The sequence below is a fragment of the Nocardia sp. NPDC004151 genome (assembly GCF_042874235.1).
Lineage (GTDB): Bacteria > Actinomycetota > Actinomycetes > Mycobacteriales > Mycobacteriaceae > Nocardia.
In genome coordinates this window covers 40,140-54,662 of the sequence record NZ_JBIAMR010000028.1, presented here as the reverse complement: position 1 = coordinate 54,662, position 14,523 = coordinate 40,140, and the positions used below count along the sequence as shown (strand labels likewise).

Annotated in this window: 14 protein-coding genes; 9 read left to right on the top strand and 5 right to left on the bottom strand. The window is 68.0% G+C overall.

Translation table 11 applies throughout. The features are described 5' to 3' along the window. Positions 1–145: 145 nt before the first annotated feature. From ACFYTS_RS35735 to ACFYTS_RS35715, 5 genes are all read right to left on the bottom strand, one after another. On the bottom strand, positions 146–1,030 hold the full coding sequence (locus ACFYTS_RS35735) for a ParB/RepB/Spo0J family partition protein (protein ID WP_387309654.1): 885 nt from the start codon (positions 1,028–1,030) through the stop codon (positions 146–148). Then, a complete protein-coding gene (locus tag ACFYTS_RS35730) occupies positions 1,030–1,734 on the bottom strand; it encodes a ParA family protein (RefSeq protein ID WP_387309653.1) in 705 nt (234 codons plus the stop codon). The genes ACFYTS_RS35735 and ACFYTS_RS35730 overlap by 1 nt, the downstream gene beginning before the upstream one ends. Positions 1,735–1,949: 215 nt before the next feature. Then, positions 1,950–3,215 (bottom strand): hypothetical protein, encoded by a 1,266-nt coding sequence (locus ACFYTS_RS35725; RefSeq protein ID WP_387309652.1) that lies wholly within the window; start codon positions 3,213–3,215, stop codon positions 1,950–1,952. 429 nt (positions 3,216–3,644) lie between these two features. After that, positions 3,645–4,559 carry an SUMF1/EgtB/PvdO family nonheme iron enzyme gene (locus ACFYTS_RS35720; protein WP_387309651.1) on the bottom strand — a complete coding sequence of 305 codons (915 nt, stop codon included), beginning with the start codon at positions 4,557–4,559 and terminating at the stop codon, positions 3,645–3,647. A 167-nt stretch (positions 4,560–4,726) separates the two neighbouring features. Beyond that, a complete protein-coding gene (locus tag ACFYTS_RS35715; protein WP_387309650.1) occupies positions 4,727–5,512 on the bottom strand; it encodes an aminotransferase class IV in 786 nt (261 codons plus the stop codon). A 236-nt stretch (positions 5,513–5,748) separates the two neighbouring features. Between ACFYTS_RS35715 and ACFYTS_RS35710 the strand changes: the two genes are divergently transcribed. The 9 genes from ACFYTS_RS35710 (at position 5,749) to ACFYTS_RS35670 (ending at position 14,480) form a co-directional block, all read left to right on the top strand. Next, positions 5,749–5,958, top strand: a complete 210-nt coding sequence (locus tag ACFYTS_RS35710; protein WP_387309649.1) for a hypothetical protein — start codon at positions 5,749–5,751, stop codon at positions 5,956–5,958. Positions 5,959–6,330: 372 nt separating this feature from the next. After that, complete coding sequence (locus ACFYTS_RS35705) at positions 6,331–6,681, top strand: hypothetical protein (protein WP_387309648.1); 351 nt, start codon at positions 6,331–6,333, stop codon at positions 6,679–6,681. 5 nt (positions 6,682–6,686) lie between these two features. Continuing rightward, on the top strand, positions 6,687–6,992 hold the full coding sequence (locus ACFYTS_RS35700) for a WhiB family transcriptional regulator (RefSeq protein WP_387309655.1): 306 nt from the start codon (positions 6,687–6,689) through the stop codon (positions 6,990–6,992). Then, on the top strand, positions 6,992–7,489 hold the full coding sequence (locus ACFYTS_RS35695) for a WhiB family transcriptional regulator (protein ID WP_387309647.1): 498 nt from the start codon (positions 6,992–6,994) through the stop codon (positions 7,487–7,489). Before ACFYTS_RS35700 ends, ACFYTS_RS35695 begins: the two co-directional genes overlap by 1 nt. Continuing rightward, the gene (locus ACFYTS_RS35690) at positions 7,489–7,713 is read left to right on the top strand and encodes a hypothetical protein (RefSeq protein ID WP_387309646.1); all 225 of its coding nucleotides are present in this window, start codon (positions 7,489–7,491) and stop codon (positions 7,711–7,713) included. The genes ACFYTS_RS35695 and ACFYTS_RS35690 overlap by 1 nt, the downstream gene beginning before the upstream one ends. After that, the gene (locus tag ACFYTS_RS35685; protein WP_387309645.1) at positions 7,710–8,708 is read left to right on the top strand and encodes a DNA cytosine methyltransferase; all 999 of its coding nucleotides are present in this window, start codon (positions 7,710–7,712) and stop codon (positions 8,706–8,708) included. The genes ACFYTS_RS35690 and ACFYTS_RS35685 overlap by 4 nt, the downstream gene beginning before the upstream one ends. Positions 8,709–8,710: 2 nt before the next feature. Continuing rightward, positions 8,711–10,669 (top strand): type IV secretory system conjugative DNA transfer family protein, encoded by a 1,959-nt coding sequence (locus ACFYTS_RS35680; RefSeq protein ID WP_387309644.1) that lies wholly within the window; start codon positions 8,711–8,713, stop codon positions 10,667–10,669. Continuing rightward, on the top strand, positions 10,666–11,490 hold the full coding sequence (locus tag ACFYTS_RS35675) for a DUF4913 domain-containing protein (protein WP_387309643.1): 825 nt from the start codon (positions 10,666–10,668) through the stop codon (positions 11,488–11,490). Before ACFYTS_RS35680 ends, ACFYTS_RS35675 begins: the two co-directional genes overlap by 4 nt. Continuing rightward, positions 11,487–14,480: a toprim domain-containing protein gene (locus ACFYTS_RS35670; protein WP_387309642.1), complete on the top strand. Its 2,994-nt coding sequence runs from the start codon at positions 11,487–11,489 to the stop codon at positions 14,478–14,480. The genes ACFYTS_RS35675 and ACFYTS_RS35670 overlap by 4 nt, the downstream gene beginning before the upstream one ends. Positions 14,481–14,523: the final 43 nt, after the last annotated feature.

Below are 14,523 nucleotides of genomic sequence, written 5' to 3'. Positions count from 1 at the left end.
CGCCGCACCCGCAGGTACGCACTGGGCCCGAAACTTTTCGGGGGTGCCCCCACGCCCGCCACTGGAGCGCTTTCCCGGCGGTAACGCGTGGGACCGGGACTGGGGTGTGGTGTGCTTTCCCGGCGTTAAACCACACCACTCTGTTTCATTCCTGCGTCGGCGCGAGCGTCGCGGTCAACGAATCGACGAGCTTGCGGAGTTGGTCGTTGTCGAGGTAGTCGGTGATCGCTTCGGCGAGCGTGTCGGGTTCGGCACCGAACTTCTTGAGGGCCTTGGCGATCTGCGCCGGGCCCACCGGCCCAAGCTCCTTCGGTTTGCGCTCGAAGTCAGCGTCCTTGGGCTTGTCCCGGCTCGCCAGCCACTTCTCCACCTGCGCCTCCAGCGGAACCTTGGCCAGGGTCCTGGCCACCCGGACCGCGAGGTCACCGCGGCGCAGCGCGGCCTGCAGTTCGGGGGCGAGTTTCAGCAGGGCGCGACGTTGCGACACCCAGCCTTCGGATCGGTCCAGCTCGCGGGCCGCGATCTCCGCGCTGCCGCATTCGGCGACCATCGCCTCGACGGCGCGTGCTTCTTCGACGACGTCGAAGCCTTGGCGGGCAACGTTTTCAGTGATGGCGGCGCCGAGCAGGATCACGCGGGACGCGGCGACCTCGTCCTTGACCACGAACTCGAGGTCGGGGCGGCCGTAGCGGCGGGCGGCGGCCAGGCGGCGGCAGCCGTTGATGACCACCCACTGGGCCGCGCCGAGCTTGGGCTCGTCCTCGGGGTACAGGCCCAGGTACGCGCCGCGGGTGACGACCAGCGCCGGCTGGAGCTGGAGTTTGAGGATCGATTCCAGTTCGGACAGGTCACCGAGGTCATCGCGCGGGTTGCGGGGGTTGGCGACCAGCGCGTCCAGCGGCGCCGAGGTCGGCGGGGCTGGCGAAGCCGCGGGGAGCAGGTTCGTCTCGTTGCCGTCGATCGGTGATTTGTCGCCGACCGCGTCGAGCAGTTCGGTCAGGCTCTTGCGGGTTCCTCCGCGGGCGGCCATCACGCCACCCGCAGTTCAAGGGCGAGCTTGTAGAAGTCCTCGCGGGCCCGCAGGGAGGTGCCGTTAGTGGGGTATTCGGTGACGACCTGACCGTTCAGGGACGCGCGGGTGTGCAGCTTGTAGCGGCGCACGACGGTCTTCGCGCCGGGCCAGTTGTTGCCGCGGATGAATGCCATGGTGTCGTCGCGGTCCTGCTCACCGTCGCGCGGGTCCCAATTATTGAGCACCACTTTGTATTTCAGCCCGCGGGGCTGGATCACCTTGCGGATGGTGCGGGCGGTGGGGTCGAACGAGAGCGGTTCGGGGGTGATGGGCACGATCACGAGGTCGGCGCATTCCAGCACGGCGCGCAGCGCGTCGCCGGCGGGTCCTTGGCCGAGGGGATCGTCGCCTTCCGTTTCCTCGGCCATGTCCAGCCACCCCGGGGTGTCGACGAACACGTGGTCGATGCCGGGCAGTTCGCGCAGCCGTTTCAGGCCGTCGAGGTCGGCGTGGGCTTGGACGACGTGGAAGGGGAGATTGTCGACGCGGGATCCCCACCAGACTGCGGATCCCTGCGGGTCGATCGACACGGCGGCGACGGGGGAGGGGCCGTCGTCGTGGCCGTCGCCGGCGACTTCGGCGGTCACAGCCGCCAAATTGACTGCGAGAGTCGACTTCCCGACTCCGCCCTTCTGGTTCAGCAGCACGTATACGGCAGCCATTGTGTTCTCACTTCCGTTGCTTCACCCCTATGGGGCTACTCGGATTGCGTCCGCAGCATACGAGGACGCCCGGTCCCCGTCACGGCGAAACACCGACGCTTACGCGCGATTCCGGTTCAGATCACTGAACACCTGCCACAGGTATCAGGCTTTACCGCCGGTAAAGCCTGATAGTCGCTGTTCGAGCTTTCCGAGGTGAAAGGTCCACCACCTGTTCAGCTTTCGCCGCGTGCGCGCCTGGCCGCCGCACGCGTCTCATCGTCGGCGTGGCGGGCGCGGGCCCGGTCGTTGCCGACCGTGCGGAGCCGCAGCGCGGCCGTGGCCCGGCGCGCAGCTTCGCGGCCCGGAGAGTGCTCACCGGCGGCCGCCATCGCCGCGGCCCGGATCTCCTCCCGCAGTTCGCGTTGCCGTGCCCGCCGCTTCTCTTCGATATCGACCTCGCGGGCTCGGTCCAGCAGAGCGGGCGGCACGTCGACCGGGATCTGCCGCAGCACGTGGCACAGGTAGCCGATGGGTTTGTCCGGGGTCTGGATGAGGCGTTTACCGGAGATCCGGAACTCCTCGAACGCCCCGTACACGTCGTCGACCTGCCAGCCCGCGACCGCGTACCGCGTCAATGCCGCAGCCAGCTGGCCACGCGGCATCTGCCGTGCCCACAACGGGATTCGTTCGTCCTTACGGCATTTCTCGGCCAGCAACAGCGCCCTCTGGTCGTAAGCCCGCGACCACCTCTTGTCTGTGCCGCGCGGAGCGCGTCTTTTCGTCACGGTTTGTGGCGGAGAAGATTTAGGTGGGCGTGAGAGGAAAACGGAACCGTCGCTTCGCTCCGGTGGGGTGCCAAAACCCTGGTGAAGAAGGGTTTTCACGTGCTCGTTATCCACAGGCAGGACGGTGGTCTCGTGAAGTGCGGACACGGCGGCCCAGCCGCGGGCCCGGTCACGACGCTTCCAGGAGGCCAGGCGTTCCTCGCGGGTGCGGAGGCGGCCACGGAAGACGACGGTGCGGCAGCCGAGCTTGTTCACCAGTCGCCGGCAGCGGTGGACGGTGGATTCCGAACGCGCGACGGCCTTTTGGAGCCGCTCGACGGTGATGCGGCAGTCTCGGCCGGTCCGGTAGTCGGCGCCGCCCGACTCGACGACCAGGTAGGCGAGAAACGTTCGGCGGCCGACGGAGTCGACCATGCGCTGCCGGCGCAGCAGGGCGTAGTGCTCGTCGTAGAGCGCCAGGCAGTGCGCGATCCACCGTTCTCGACCCCACCAGCACGCCGGAACGTTGCTGTAGGCGTTGGATGGCAGCTCCAGCCGCAGTGCTGGCAGGGGAAAAAGCCAGCCCATCGCTCCCGCGACACGGCCGTGTCGCGGGCTGGTGCAGTATTTGCGCTGTTCAGAGGGGCGGTGAACATCGTCACCAGGAATAAGGGTGTGTTGCCGCGCACCTGTATGCGTGCGTGCGTTACCCTGAGACCTGTCCAGCAAAGACATGATCCCTTCGGGGAGCGAGACCCTCGGCGGTGCGAACGCCGGGGGTTTCGTCGTTAATGAAGTTGTATGTGCAGGCCTCTCACCTGCTCAGACGTCGACTCGCTAGGCGCATTCCCTTCGATCCAAGTCGATCTCCAGTGCTTCTTGGCTGTGCAGTCGTTGGGCTGGTTCCGGCAGTCCAAGCTCCCGCCGAAGCGCGCGCTCGAACAGCTCTCGTTTCGTGATTCCGCGCTCTTCTATCTCCCGGTCACACGCTTCGATCAGGTCGATAGACAGGCGGACACCAGACAACTTCGAGGGGGGCATTGTCACCGGTCTAGCCATGGTCGTTAACGCTAACCTATGTTGATCGAAAACCCCGGAGACACGCCGACCTTGAGGGTGCGTTCGGCGGTAGCGCTTGGTGGCCGCTTGTCGCCATCACGAGCTTCAGGGGGTCAAAACAGCTGTGATGCAGCGGAACCCAGTGTCGTCGTCGAGCATGCTCCGATCGGCGTCGTTGAAGATCGAGGGCGTTGAGCGGTCGAAGGGGCTGGTGAAGGCACTGCCTTTGAGCTCGAATCGGGTTGTGGTTGTTGGTGTTGCCAGCCATTCCCAAACATTGCCGCAGAGGTCGTAGACACCGAAGGGACTGACGCCGCTCTTGTAGCGGTCGACGGGTGTGGTGCACCCGGGTCCCGAACCGCGGACATTGCATTTGGCCGGCGTGGTCTGGCTTCCCCACGGATAGATGTTTCCCCGAGTGCCGCGCGCCGCTTTCTCCCACTGCTGGCTGGTAGGCAGGGTCTTATGCGCCCACACTGCGTAGGCGTTGGCGTCGTCCCAGGTCACCCAGACCACCGGGTGGTCGGCGATTTCTATTGCAGGGGCGGCTGATCCCCAATGCTGGGGTGCGGGGTGGCCGGTCGCGGCAACAAAACGGGCATAGTCTGCGTTGGTGGTCGGGTAGATGTCGAGGTAATAGCCGTCGAGCCAGACGGGTTCGTCACGTGGACCAGCAAGGTAGATGCCCTCCTCGATCCAGGTCATCAGCTTGCCGTCTGCGGGGTGCCTAATCTGGGTGGGTTTGTCGGAGACGTCAGTGTCGCGGGTCTCGCTTAGCACCTCCGGTGCAACGAATTCCGTGAACCGAACGCGGGCTTCGCCGTTGAGCCGAGCCAGGGATGTGTCGAGTGCGGCCTGATTGACTGGACGCGGGGTGATATTCGCGCCACCAGCCTCCCACTTGGAGACCATCCGGTCGCTGACGCCCAGGTGCGCAGCGAAGTCGATGATGCTCATGCGCCGGGCCTCGCGCAGCGCGCGGACTTCGACGCCGGTCCAACGTTTGACCGTGGTGATCATCCCCGTGTCCTTTTGCCGACTGCATCCGAGCCTAGTGACTGGATATCCGTTGTGGCAGAGGATGACTGAAGCCAATCCGATCGATCGCCCCGGTTGCGGCCGGGATGTTCGGAACCCTCGGTGGGACGATCGATTTGACCGGCGAGAGCGAAGCCGACCTACCGACTTCAGATGCGTTCAGGCGGGATTGCTTCGTACTCCTTGCGGAGGACCCCGATCATGTCGTGGTCGCCGGACCATTCGGTCTCGTCGATGCTGCTGACCGCCCGTACACCGACTGCGGCATTGGTGGCCACGGCGGCGACGAACTGGGGCAGCTGTGCGAGAGTGATCGGTGCGGTGAGGACGTCTTCGTCTCGGGTCTGGCTGATCAATCTCATGGTGATGCCGGGCAACACTTCCGCGCGTGGCCAGATGAGGCGGCCGTCGGTATCGATGAACCCGATGTTCGAGGTCGCGATCTCGGTGAGGGTGCCGTCGGCGGTCGTGAACACGACGTCGTCGTAGCCATTTCGTTGGGCAGTGCGGCGTTGGTGGAGAGCGCCGAACAGGCCAATGTGTTTGGCCCTGGGCAGGTCTCGTGAGTAGACCGCCGACTGCAGCCGGACCGGACCTACAGGGGTGTGCGGGGCTTCGCGCAGGGTTACGAGAACACGGGGCTGTGCAGCGGCGCCGATGTGGCCGAGGTCGAGCTGCGGATCGAATACGGTAACCCGAACCACGACTACCTTGTCGGTGCCGTTGAGGGCGTGGCGTACGAGTGCGCGGATCCGCTCGGGGTCGAGCTCAGAGTCGAAGACCGTGCGGCAGTCCCGGATCAGGCGGTCGAGGTGCAGGTTCAACCCTCGGACGCCGGTACGCCCTTCTACCCGCATCGAGGTGAAGTGTCCGTAGTTCACCAGCGCCAGAGCTTGGACCTGATCGAGGTCGACCGGGTTGCCGTCGAGTTCCATGCGGTCAGTGTTTCATCGCCGACCAGTTCAACAGCAGCCCCTGCAGGGGCGATGTTCGGTGAAAGTTCGGTGGAACGCGGTTCGACGTCAGTTCCGACCAGACGCCTCCGGGCCGATTCTGAATTGCATGATGGGCACGACATTCCAGGATCTCCGGCTGATCAGCACCGCGACTGGCCGCGCTGATCATGCTGTGTGTGCGGTCTGTCGGATGGCAGCTCCTACGATCAGGGGTCATGAGCACCTCACCGGATCCCAACGCGCCGTACTGGACCCGGCGGGATGTCGCTGCCTATCTCGGGTGGGTACCGCAGACCGTGAGCTCGTATCTGTCGGCGAAGCGCCTGCCGGAGCCGTCGAGTCGGATCGAAGGCTCACCCATCTGGGAGCCGAAAGTGATCATCGACTGGAACGAGGGCGGTCGACCCAAACAGAACGCCGGCTGAACTCCCCTCTAGACGCCATAGGAGGTGAGCTCCTAAACTGGGTATATCCCGTAGGAGCTCACCTCCTAAATTTGAACGGTCGGAAGAGGAGGCACTGGACCTCGATTTCCTGAACGAGATGTTCTGAGTAGCGGGGCATTCCCGTATTTCATCGATCGCCACCCGGTTCCGGGCGCACGTGAAATCCCTTCGCCAAAAGGGATTTCACCGCAGAAGAGAATTCACAGTTCTCTCCGCGCCCGCAGCCCTCCATCAGGGCCTGCCTGCGAAAGGCAGTTCCCTGGGTCCTTCACACCACAGGAGAGACTGCAAATGGGCAGATCTCAGGGTAACGCATACCCTCAGCACGCTTCTACCTGCGCTTCATTCCCTTTGCCGGAGTTGGCCGTCCGCCCGGCTGGGCCCGCGGCGGACCTGGCCCTGGACCGAGCCGTCCAGCTGGCCGCCGAGGTACAGCGGTTGCAGATCGAACTGCACCGCACCCAGTTGGCCCTCGACGACCTCACAGACGAATCCTCGCCTCTCAACGGGCCGGAGATGGAGCGTCTGACCGCCCTCGCCGTGGCCAACCGATTGAGAGCCCCCCGCGCCCGGCACCTGATCACGACCGAGCCGGGCGCAGGTAAGCCCGGTGCGCTTGCCCGGATGACCGGCCCGCTGCGTCAGCACATCCACACCGCGGTAGCAGCATCCGCGCTGCTTCGGTCGGGGGTGACGGCGTGAAGACAATGCCCTACCAGTTCGATTGCCCCGAGTCGTGGCCCGATCGGGCGTGCACGCAGTACCCCCTCGACACCTTCTTCCCGGATCCGAGCGACAGCGAGGCGGTCGAGGAGGCCCAGCGGGTCTGCCGCGCTTGCCCGGCGCTGAGGCGCTGCGCGTCGTGGGCGGCCAAGACGCCGATGACCTCCTGTGTGGTCGCGTCGGTCCCGATGCCGAACTCCAGCGCGAACCCCGTGTACGAGCTCGCTGAGCTGCGTCGCATTGCCGCCGACATTCCCGAATCCCCTTCCATTCGTGAGGAGGCCGCGTGATGCGGCAGATCACCGTCGTTGCACCGCAGGGTCATCCGTCCAACTACGCCGATCGCGCGTGTGCGGATGTGGATCCGGAGCTGTTCTTTCCCGACGACGCTCCGGCGGCTAGGCGCGCGCAGCGGGTGTGTGCGCATTGCCCCGTGCTGGCGGAGTGCGCGAGCTGGGCGAAGCGAGCCGGGATCACCGAGGGAGTGGTGGCGTCGGTGTGGATGCCGGCGGCCACGGCGCGAAAGTCCAGCCGTGAGGCGGCCCGACAGCGGCTCGATCACGTTGCGCGAACCGGTGAGCCGTCGCAGTGGGTCAGCGTGAACCCGGGAGAGGCGGTGTGGCGCGATCCGGCCTTCCAGCACGAGGTGTTCGGACTGCGGGCCGAGGTCGGCTTGACCTGGGAGCGGATCGCGGCTCGGCTCCAGGTCAGTCCGGACACCGCGCGCCGTGCCTATGCGATCTGTACCGGGGCCGGCGCTGGCGGCTCAGACGGGCTGGTGGCGTGATGGCTCGCCTACAGACGACGGTCTACGTGCCGGTTGTGTTGGCCGTGCCTGCTATCGGTGTCCTGCTGTGGGGCCTGGTCATCGCGGCTGTGGCGGCGGCGTTGATCGCGGTGGCGGTAACCACCGCGAACTTCAGCGACGGGAACTCCACCGTCCCTTCCACTCTCGGCTCGTGCGAGCCGTTCTGCGGGCCGCGCACCAGCACGCCGGAGGCGACGCGATGACGCATGGACTCACGGCTACGGACCTGTTCGCGGGTGCGGGTGGCAGCTCGGAAGGCTTGCGGCAGGCCGGTTACCAGGTGCTCTACGCCGCCAATCACTGGCAGACGGCGGTGGACACCCATCAGGCCAACCACCCTGACACCGACCACCGGCTGGCGAACCTGTCGGAGACCGACTTCCGGACCTTCGGCCGCACGAACCTGCTGTGGGTGTCCCCGAGCTGTGTGTGGCACGCCCGCTCGGGTGGCCGCAAGCAGCCGCCGGTCGAGGCCGAGCTGCGCCGCGCCGATGAGGGATCGGTCGACCGGGCAACGGCTTTCGCGGTCATCGCCGCGACCGAGGTCCACGCCTACGACGCGGTGATCGTGGAGAACGTCACCGAGTTCATGGGCTGGTCGCTCTATGACTGGTGGCTCGACGGCATGACCCAGCTGGGCTACAAGGCCCAGGTCGTCACCCTCAACAGCGCCGATGTGGGCCCGAACCCGGTGGCGCAGAACCGGATCCGCTTCTATGCGGTGTTCACCCGCCACGGCGAGGTGGACCTCACCCTCACCCCCGGGCCCCGCACGCCCGCGGCGGCGATCCTGACCCCGGACCTCGGTGAGCTCAAGACCAGCCACGGCTACGTCGCCTCGCAGGTCGCCGAGATCGAGGTGCTGAACGTGCCGCATCTGACGGTGTACCGCAATCACGGCCGGGCCCGGCGCGCTGACCGCCACCAGCTCGCGACGGTCGCCGCCGGCGGGAACCACCACGGCATCGCGACCCTCACCAGCGATGGCGTGTACCGGCGGCTGGTGAACAACCGCGAACGTGCACGCGCCCAGGGCTTCCCGGACGACTACCAGTTCCACGGCCGGAACGTCCCGGTCATCAAGAACGGCAAGCGCCGCTACATCGACGAGGTCCGCGTGCAGATCGGCAACGCCGTCTCCGTGAATGTCGCCCGCTTCATCGGTGAGCGCACCGCCGACGCCCTGGAGGTGGCGTAGCTATGGACCGCAGCGTGAAAGCCCCTGGTAGCGAGATGGATCAGGAGTGGCGGCAGATGTACGTCGCTGCCGGTGTTGCGGTCGGTGTCCCTACATTGATCGAGGTCGCGGGCCTGTCGGTGTGGCTGGCGCCGGTGTTCGGCGGGCCCGCCCAGGACGTTCCGTTGAAGAATCCGGTGGGTCTGGGCTGGCATTTGTTCGCCGAGCAGTCCCTTCAGTGGCCCGCCGAAGCGTGGGCCGGGCTGGGAACGGTGGCGGTGTCGACCGTCGCCGGTGTGGTCGGGACGGTGTGGGCGTGGCGCGCGGCCTGCGAGAAGTGCGGTGAGCTCAAGGACCGCGCCGCCGAACGCAAAGCTGTCCGTAAGGCCGCCAAGAACGCGGCCAAGCGGTCCAAGCAGACGAAACCTGTTACGGCCAAGGCAAAGCCGATCCGCCGCGAGGCGATCGATTCCCAGGCCCGCTACATGGGCCGCGGTCACGAGCTCGACGACCTCACCGCTTCTGCCCGTGCGGCCAAGGCTGCCGCGCTGAAGGTGCAGCTGCGCGAGAACGACGCACCGGGTGTGCTGGTAGCGCGGGCGGTCCTCGACGGTCGTGAGATCTACGGCTCCTATGAGGACCTGCACCTCGATATCTGGGGGCCGCGTACCGGTAAGTCGAGCTCGCGGGTGATTCCGGCGGTGCTCGACGCGCCCGGCGCGGTGGTCGCGACGTCGAACAAGCGTGACGTCGTGGACGCGACCCGCGCGGCCCGTAAGCAGGTCGGTGACGTGCACGTGTTCGACCCGCAGGGTGTCGCCGGTGAGGAGTGCAGCTGGTACTGGGATCCGATCGCGTGGGTGTTCGGCGATGGCCGCCCGGCGGGTGTGCAGCGGCGTGCGGTGCAGCTGGCGGGTCGTTTCGCCGATGACGACGACTCCGGGCAGCGCGACGCGTTCTTCGATCCTGAGGCCCGCAGCTTGCTGTCGGCGCTGATCCTGGCGTGTGCGGTGGCCAAGCGCCCGATCACGCAGGTGTTCCAGTGGGTGACCAAGCTCGACAACGACGAGCCGGTCGAGATCCTGCACGATGCCGGGTTCCCGCTGGTCTCCTCGGCGCTGTCGGACCAGTACAGCAGCCCGGTCGAGCAGCGCGGTGGCGTGTTCTCGACGGCCAAGAAGATGGCGATGTGCCTGCAGTTCGAGGACATCCGGCCGTGGGTGACCCCGCCTGTCGAGGGTGAGAAGCCGCGGCGCGCTTTCGATGTGGAGGCGTTCGTGCGCTCGCGCGACACCCTCTACCCGCTGTCGATGGAAGACGAAGGCTCCGCGGGCCCGCTGGTCACCGCGTTGTGCGCGGCGATCGCCGACGCCGGCGCGACCGAGGGCAGCAGGCACCCGCGCGGGCGGCTGCCGGTTCCGATGCTGATGGTCCTCGACGAGGCCGCCAACATCGTGCGCTGGAAGGACTTGCCCAAGCAGTACTCCCACTTCGGGTCGCGCGGGCTGGTCGTGATGACCGTGCTGCAGTCCTGGGCCCAGGGTGTGCGGTGCTGGGGTGCGGACGGCATGACCGCGCTGTGGTCGGCGGCCAACGTCAAGGTCCTGGGTCCGGGCCTGGACGACGCGGCGTTCCTGCGGGACCGCTCCGAGTTGATCGGCCCGCATTACGAGCTGCTGGCCTCCACCTCCCATTCCAGCAGCAAGTCCGGGTCCTCGAACTCGACCTCCACCCAACGCACCAGCGAAACCACCTTGCACGCCAGCGATCTCGCCGCGCTGCCGGTGGGCCGGGTCGTGCTGTTCATCCACGGTCACCGCCCGGTCCTGGCCGAGCCCGTCCCGTGGTGGGACCGCCCGTACGCGGCCCAGATCAAGGCCGTGCTCGACGAACTCGACAACCCCACCACCCAGGCCGAGGCGCGCCCGCATCTGCGCGCGCTGCCGTCCTGGACCGACGACGAGGAAGGCAAAACCGCATGACCGCCACCGAGAACACCACCCCCGAGCCCGCGGCCGACAACGAGGCCGACAACGAGGCCGGGACCGAGACCGCCGAAGCCATTGCCGCTGAGGTGATCCCGGCCGAGCACCTGGGCGAGCTGCTCGAAGACGCGATCCGCAAGGCCGTGGGCGCGCAGATCGGTGCGAAGGCCAAGAAGATCGCCGAGGGCGTGGTCGCGACCATGCTCACCCCCGAGGTCGTCGCCGGGATGCGCGAGACCGCGATCTACGAGGCCGAACTGGCGCTCAACCCGCCCGTCGTCGTGGAGCCCGAACCTGGACCGGAGCCGGAGCCGGTCGTCGAGGCCGAGGAGGAGCAGCCGGAGCCGCCGCAGAAGGAGTACCGCAGCCTCAAAGCCTTCGTGGAGAACTACGTCACCCAGATCTACCGGCGTGAGGTGTCCAAGCCGGGCAGTGAGAAGACGCTGCGCTGGTGCCCGGAGTGGTGGAAGCACGGCGAGGCCGTGGGCCGGTTCTCCGCGATGTGGCGGGCCTTCGAGGCGCTGCGCCAGGGCGAGACGGTGGAGCCGTCGAAGTGGTGGACCGACCACTTCGACCCGCACATGGACCGCCTGCTCGACACCCAGTTCGGCGCGTTCAAATACTGCTCTGTCGCTGAAGGGCACAAGGACAAGCTGTGCAAGCTGCCGTGCACGCCCGCCCCGGAGTCGGTGTTCGGTGAGGCCGCCGACGAGACCCCGGCCACCGACAACCCGTTCGAGTACATCACCGCCGCCGGGTTCTACGTGCCCGAGCAGCGCCCGGTTCGCAGCAGAATCGCGTGGGAGATCCCCGAGTGAGCGCCACCTCCGACCGGACCGTCTCCCACGCTGCCGCGCAGGGTTCGTGGGAGCGGATCACCTCCGCGCTGGAGCGGGCGGTGGGCCCGGGCCGCCCGGCGCGGGAGTGGACCAAGTTCTACTGCCCGGTCCACGAGGCAGACGGCCGCCGTCACAACCCGTCGCTGATCGCGAAATACCTGCCCGACGAGGCGAAGACGAAGATTTCGTGCCGGGCGGGCTGCGACGACCGTGAGGTCCTCGCCTCGCTCGGCATGCAGGTCCGCGACCTGTACGACCGCCCCCGCACCTCCGGGCTCGACGCCGGGCGGGTCCGGCCACAGCGCACCCCGGTCCGCCAGCCCACCCGCGCCGACCGCGCCATCGATGCCGCCGGGCTGCCCCTGGTCAAACCGAAACGCGACCTCGGCCAGCAGGTTTCGCCGTGGCGCCAGACCGCTGTCTACACCTACGAACGCGCTGACGGCAGCCCCGCCGGTGAGGTCATCCGCCACGAAGCGCGGTTCGCCGGCGGCCGGGACAAGAAGTTCCATCAGCGCGCCGCGACCGAGAACGGTTGGGTCGAGACCGGTTTCGCGCCGGTCCCGTTCCGGCTGCCGCAGGTCCTGGAAGCCATCGCCGAGCAGCGGACCGTCTACCTCTGCGAGGGCGAGAAGGACGTCCTGGCCGCCGAACAGGCCGGACTGACCGCCACCACCAACGCCGGCGGCGCGCTGGCCTGGCGCCCCGAGCACGCCGAATGGCTGCATGGCGCCGGGTCCGTCGTCATCGTCGCTGACCGCGACGCCCCCGGCTACCGCCGCGCCGAGCGGGTCATGGCCAGCCTCGTCGGCCGGGTCGCCCGGGTGCGGGTCGTGGCGGCCGCGACCGGCAAGGACCTGCACGAGCACCTGCAGGCCGGTCACGAGATCGGGGATCTGGAGCCTGTCCCGCACCTGGATCCTTTCACCCCCACCGGGCCCGCCCGGACACCGGAAAACCCTGCAGCCGAGACCGATTCCGTCTCGGCTGCGCCATCTCCCCAGGAAGAAGGACCCGACATGAGCTTCGCCTACGGCGACAACCCGCACACCCCGCTCCACGACGACACCGTCGACCACATCTCCACCCAGTTCAGCGCCTTCCTGAAGGTGCTGATGATGCATCTCATCGAGCGCGTGCGGGCCCGCATCGAAGCCGCTCGCGAGGCCGCCGAGCGCCAGGCCGTCGCCGACCAGGAGGCCAAGGCCCGCGCGGAGGCGCAGCTGGCCGCTGACCAGGCCGCCGCCGAGGCGAAGCTGAACAAGCTGCGCGCGAACGGGTTCGCCAACCTCGACCGGCGCGAGCTCGCCGACGCTGTCGCCGAGGCGGTCGGCTGGGCGGGCGAGTCCGAGGTCGCCAGCCAGTCCCTGGCGTTGCTGCGCACCCACGTGCGCGACCGGTACGGCCTCGACATCGACCCCCTCACCGGTGAAGTCGGTCCCCGCGACGGCCAGACCCCGGCGCTGCTGGCCGAGTTCGGGCGCATGGAAGCCGACAACGCCCGCAGCCTGCGGGTCGAGACCGCCCGCGACCGCATGATCACGATGGTCGCGGCCGAGGACATCGACCAGAACACCAAGGAGCAGCTCTACGCCGAGATCGACAAATGGCACCTCGACCCGAGCGCGTCGCGGCTGGGTGAGCTGACCCGCAAGCTCACCGGCAACGGCGTCGGGGAGCAGACCCGCCGCCAGATCCGGTTCGTCGCTTCCTATCTCGGGGCCCCGCTCGATGAGGTCCCCGACGGGAAGGTCGACGTGATCTCGGCGGTGTCCCCGGCCGCGGAGCTGCGCCGGATGGGCGTCTCCCTGGTCGACCCGGGTGAGGAGGTCAAACCGGCCGTCGATGACCTGCTGCGCGGCTACCAGGACCGGCTGCGGGTGGGCAACACGCGCATGACCGCCGCCGCGCGAGCCGAGCTCGACGACGCGATGTCGGTGCTGACCCCCGAGGACCAGGAGAAGGTCAGAGCCCGCGGCAAGGCCATCATGGCCAACCCGTCTGCCCACTTCGGCAAGCTGTGGCCCGCTCACGTCGACCGTGACGCGCTCACCCGCGACGTGCAGCAGCTGGTGCAGCTGGCCCCGCTCGTCGAGGCCGACGCGATCCGCGCCGGCGGAATCGTCGAGGGCACGACCCTCGCGCTGATGGACAAGCAGATCAGCGAGCACCGCAAGAACATCACCGCCGCCATCACCACCGGCGAAGGTCTGCACCAGCTGGAGAAGGACCAGCTCAAAGCGGTCCTGCGGGAGCTGGAGGCCGGTGCGATCCGCGACTACAAGCAGCTGCCGCAAATGCTGTTCGCCGACGACCGCTCCGGGGCGAAGGCCGACGCCAAACGCTCCGTGCAGCTCGCTCACGAGGCCGCCACCGGACGCCGCCACGAGGTCGAGAAGGTCCTCGACACCAACGCGGTCCCGCGCGGCACGGTGCGCCGAACCCGCGACGAGCTCACCAAGGTCGCCGACACCCACGCCGCCATGGCGGCGGGGCGCGCGAGCCTGCCCGACTACGAGCAGACCGGGGTCGCGGAACGGTTCACCGCCCGCCTGGCCGCTGTCGGGGTGAGCGAGCCGCTGCGCAACAGGACCGCCGCCCTCGTGCGGGCCGCCGCCGGTGAGGCCGCCAGCATGGGCAAAACCGCCAACCACATCGCCGATCAGTGGGACCAGCGCCGTGAGGCCCTCGCCGCCCAGCGCGCACCCCAGACCCCGGCGCCGGTCGCCTACGACAGCCCTGAGCGCCGCGCCGGGCTGGCGGCCCTGTTGCGAGCTGAGGGCTACGACGCCGACCAGGTCGCCCAGCACCTGGCCGCTGATGCCGGGCAGGCCAAACCCGCCTCCGCTGCTGCTGCGGCCGGGATCAAGTTCCGCGACGAACCGCGCCGCACCGACCTCGGCGCGGGCGTGCACCGCATCAACCACGCCCGCGGCAAAGGCCCCGGCGACCACGGCCGAGGCCGCTGAAACCCCCTGCCCCGGAACCTCCGGGGCAGGACCCCAGAAAGGG

Coding starts and splice junctions, on each gene's coding strand:
- ACFYTS_RS35735 (WP_387309654.1), bottom strand. CDS start 1,030: ATGGCCGCCCGCGGAGGAACCCGCAAGAGCCTGACCGAACTGCTCGAC.
- ACFYTS_RS35730 (WP_387309653.1), bottom strand. CDS start 1,734: ATGGCTGCCGTATACGTGCTGCTGAACCAGAAGGGCGGAGTCGGGAAG.
- ACFYTS_RS35725 (WP_387309652.1), bottom strand. CDS start 3,215: ATGTCTTTGCTGGACAGGTCTCAGGGTAACGCACGCACGCATACAGGT.
- ACFYTS_RS35720 (WP_387309651.1), bottom strand. CDS start 4,559: ATGATCACCACGGTCAAACGTTGGACCGGCGTCGAAGTCCGCGCGCTG.
- ACFYTS_RS35715 (WP_387309650.1), bottom strand. CDS start 5,512: ATGGAACTCGACGGCAACCCGGTCGACCTCGATCAGGTCCAAGCTCTG.
- ACFYTS_RS35710 (WP_387309649.1), top strand. CDS start 5,749: ATGAGCACCTCACCGGATCCCAACGCGCCGTACTGGACCCGGCGGGAT.
- ACFYTS_RS35700 (WP_387309655.1), top strand. CDS start 6,687: ATGCCCTACCAGTTCGATTGCCCCGAGTCGTGGCCCGATCGGGCGTGC.
- ACFYTS_RS35695 (WP_387309647.1), top strand. CDS start 6,992: ATGCGGCAGATCACCGTCGTTGCACCGCAGGGTCATCCGTCCAACTAC.
- ACFYTS_RS35690 (WP_387309646.1), top strand. CDS start 7,489: ATGGCTCGCCTACAGACGACGGTCTACGTGCCGGTTGTGTTGGCCGTG.
- ACFYTS_RS35685 (WP_387309645.1), top strand. CDS start 7,710: ATGACGCATGGACTCACGGCTACGGACCTGTTCGCGGGTGCGGGTGGC.
- ACFYTS_RS35680 (WP_387309644.1), top strand. CDS start 8,711: ATGGACCGCAGCGTGAAAGCCCCTGGTAGCGAGATGGATCAGGAGTGG.
- ACFYTS_RS35675 (WP_387309643.1), top strand. CDS start 10,666: ATGACCGCCACCGAGAACACCACCCCCGAGCCCGCGGCCGACAACGAG.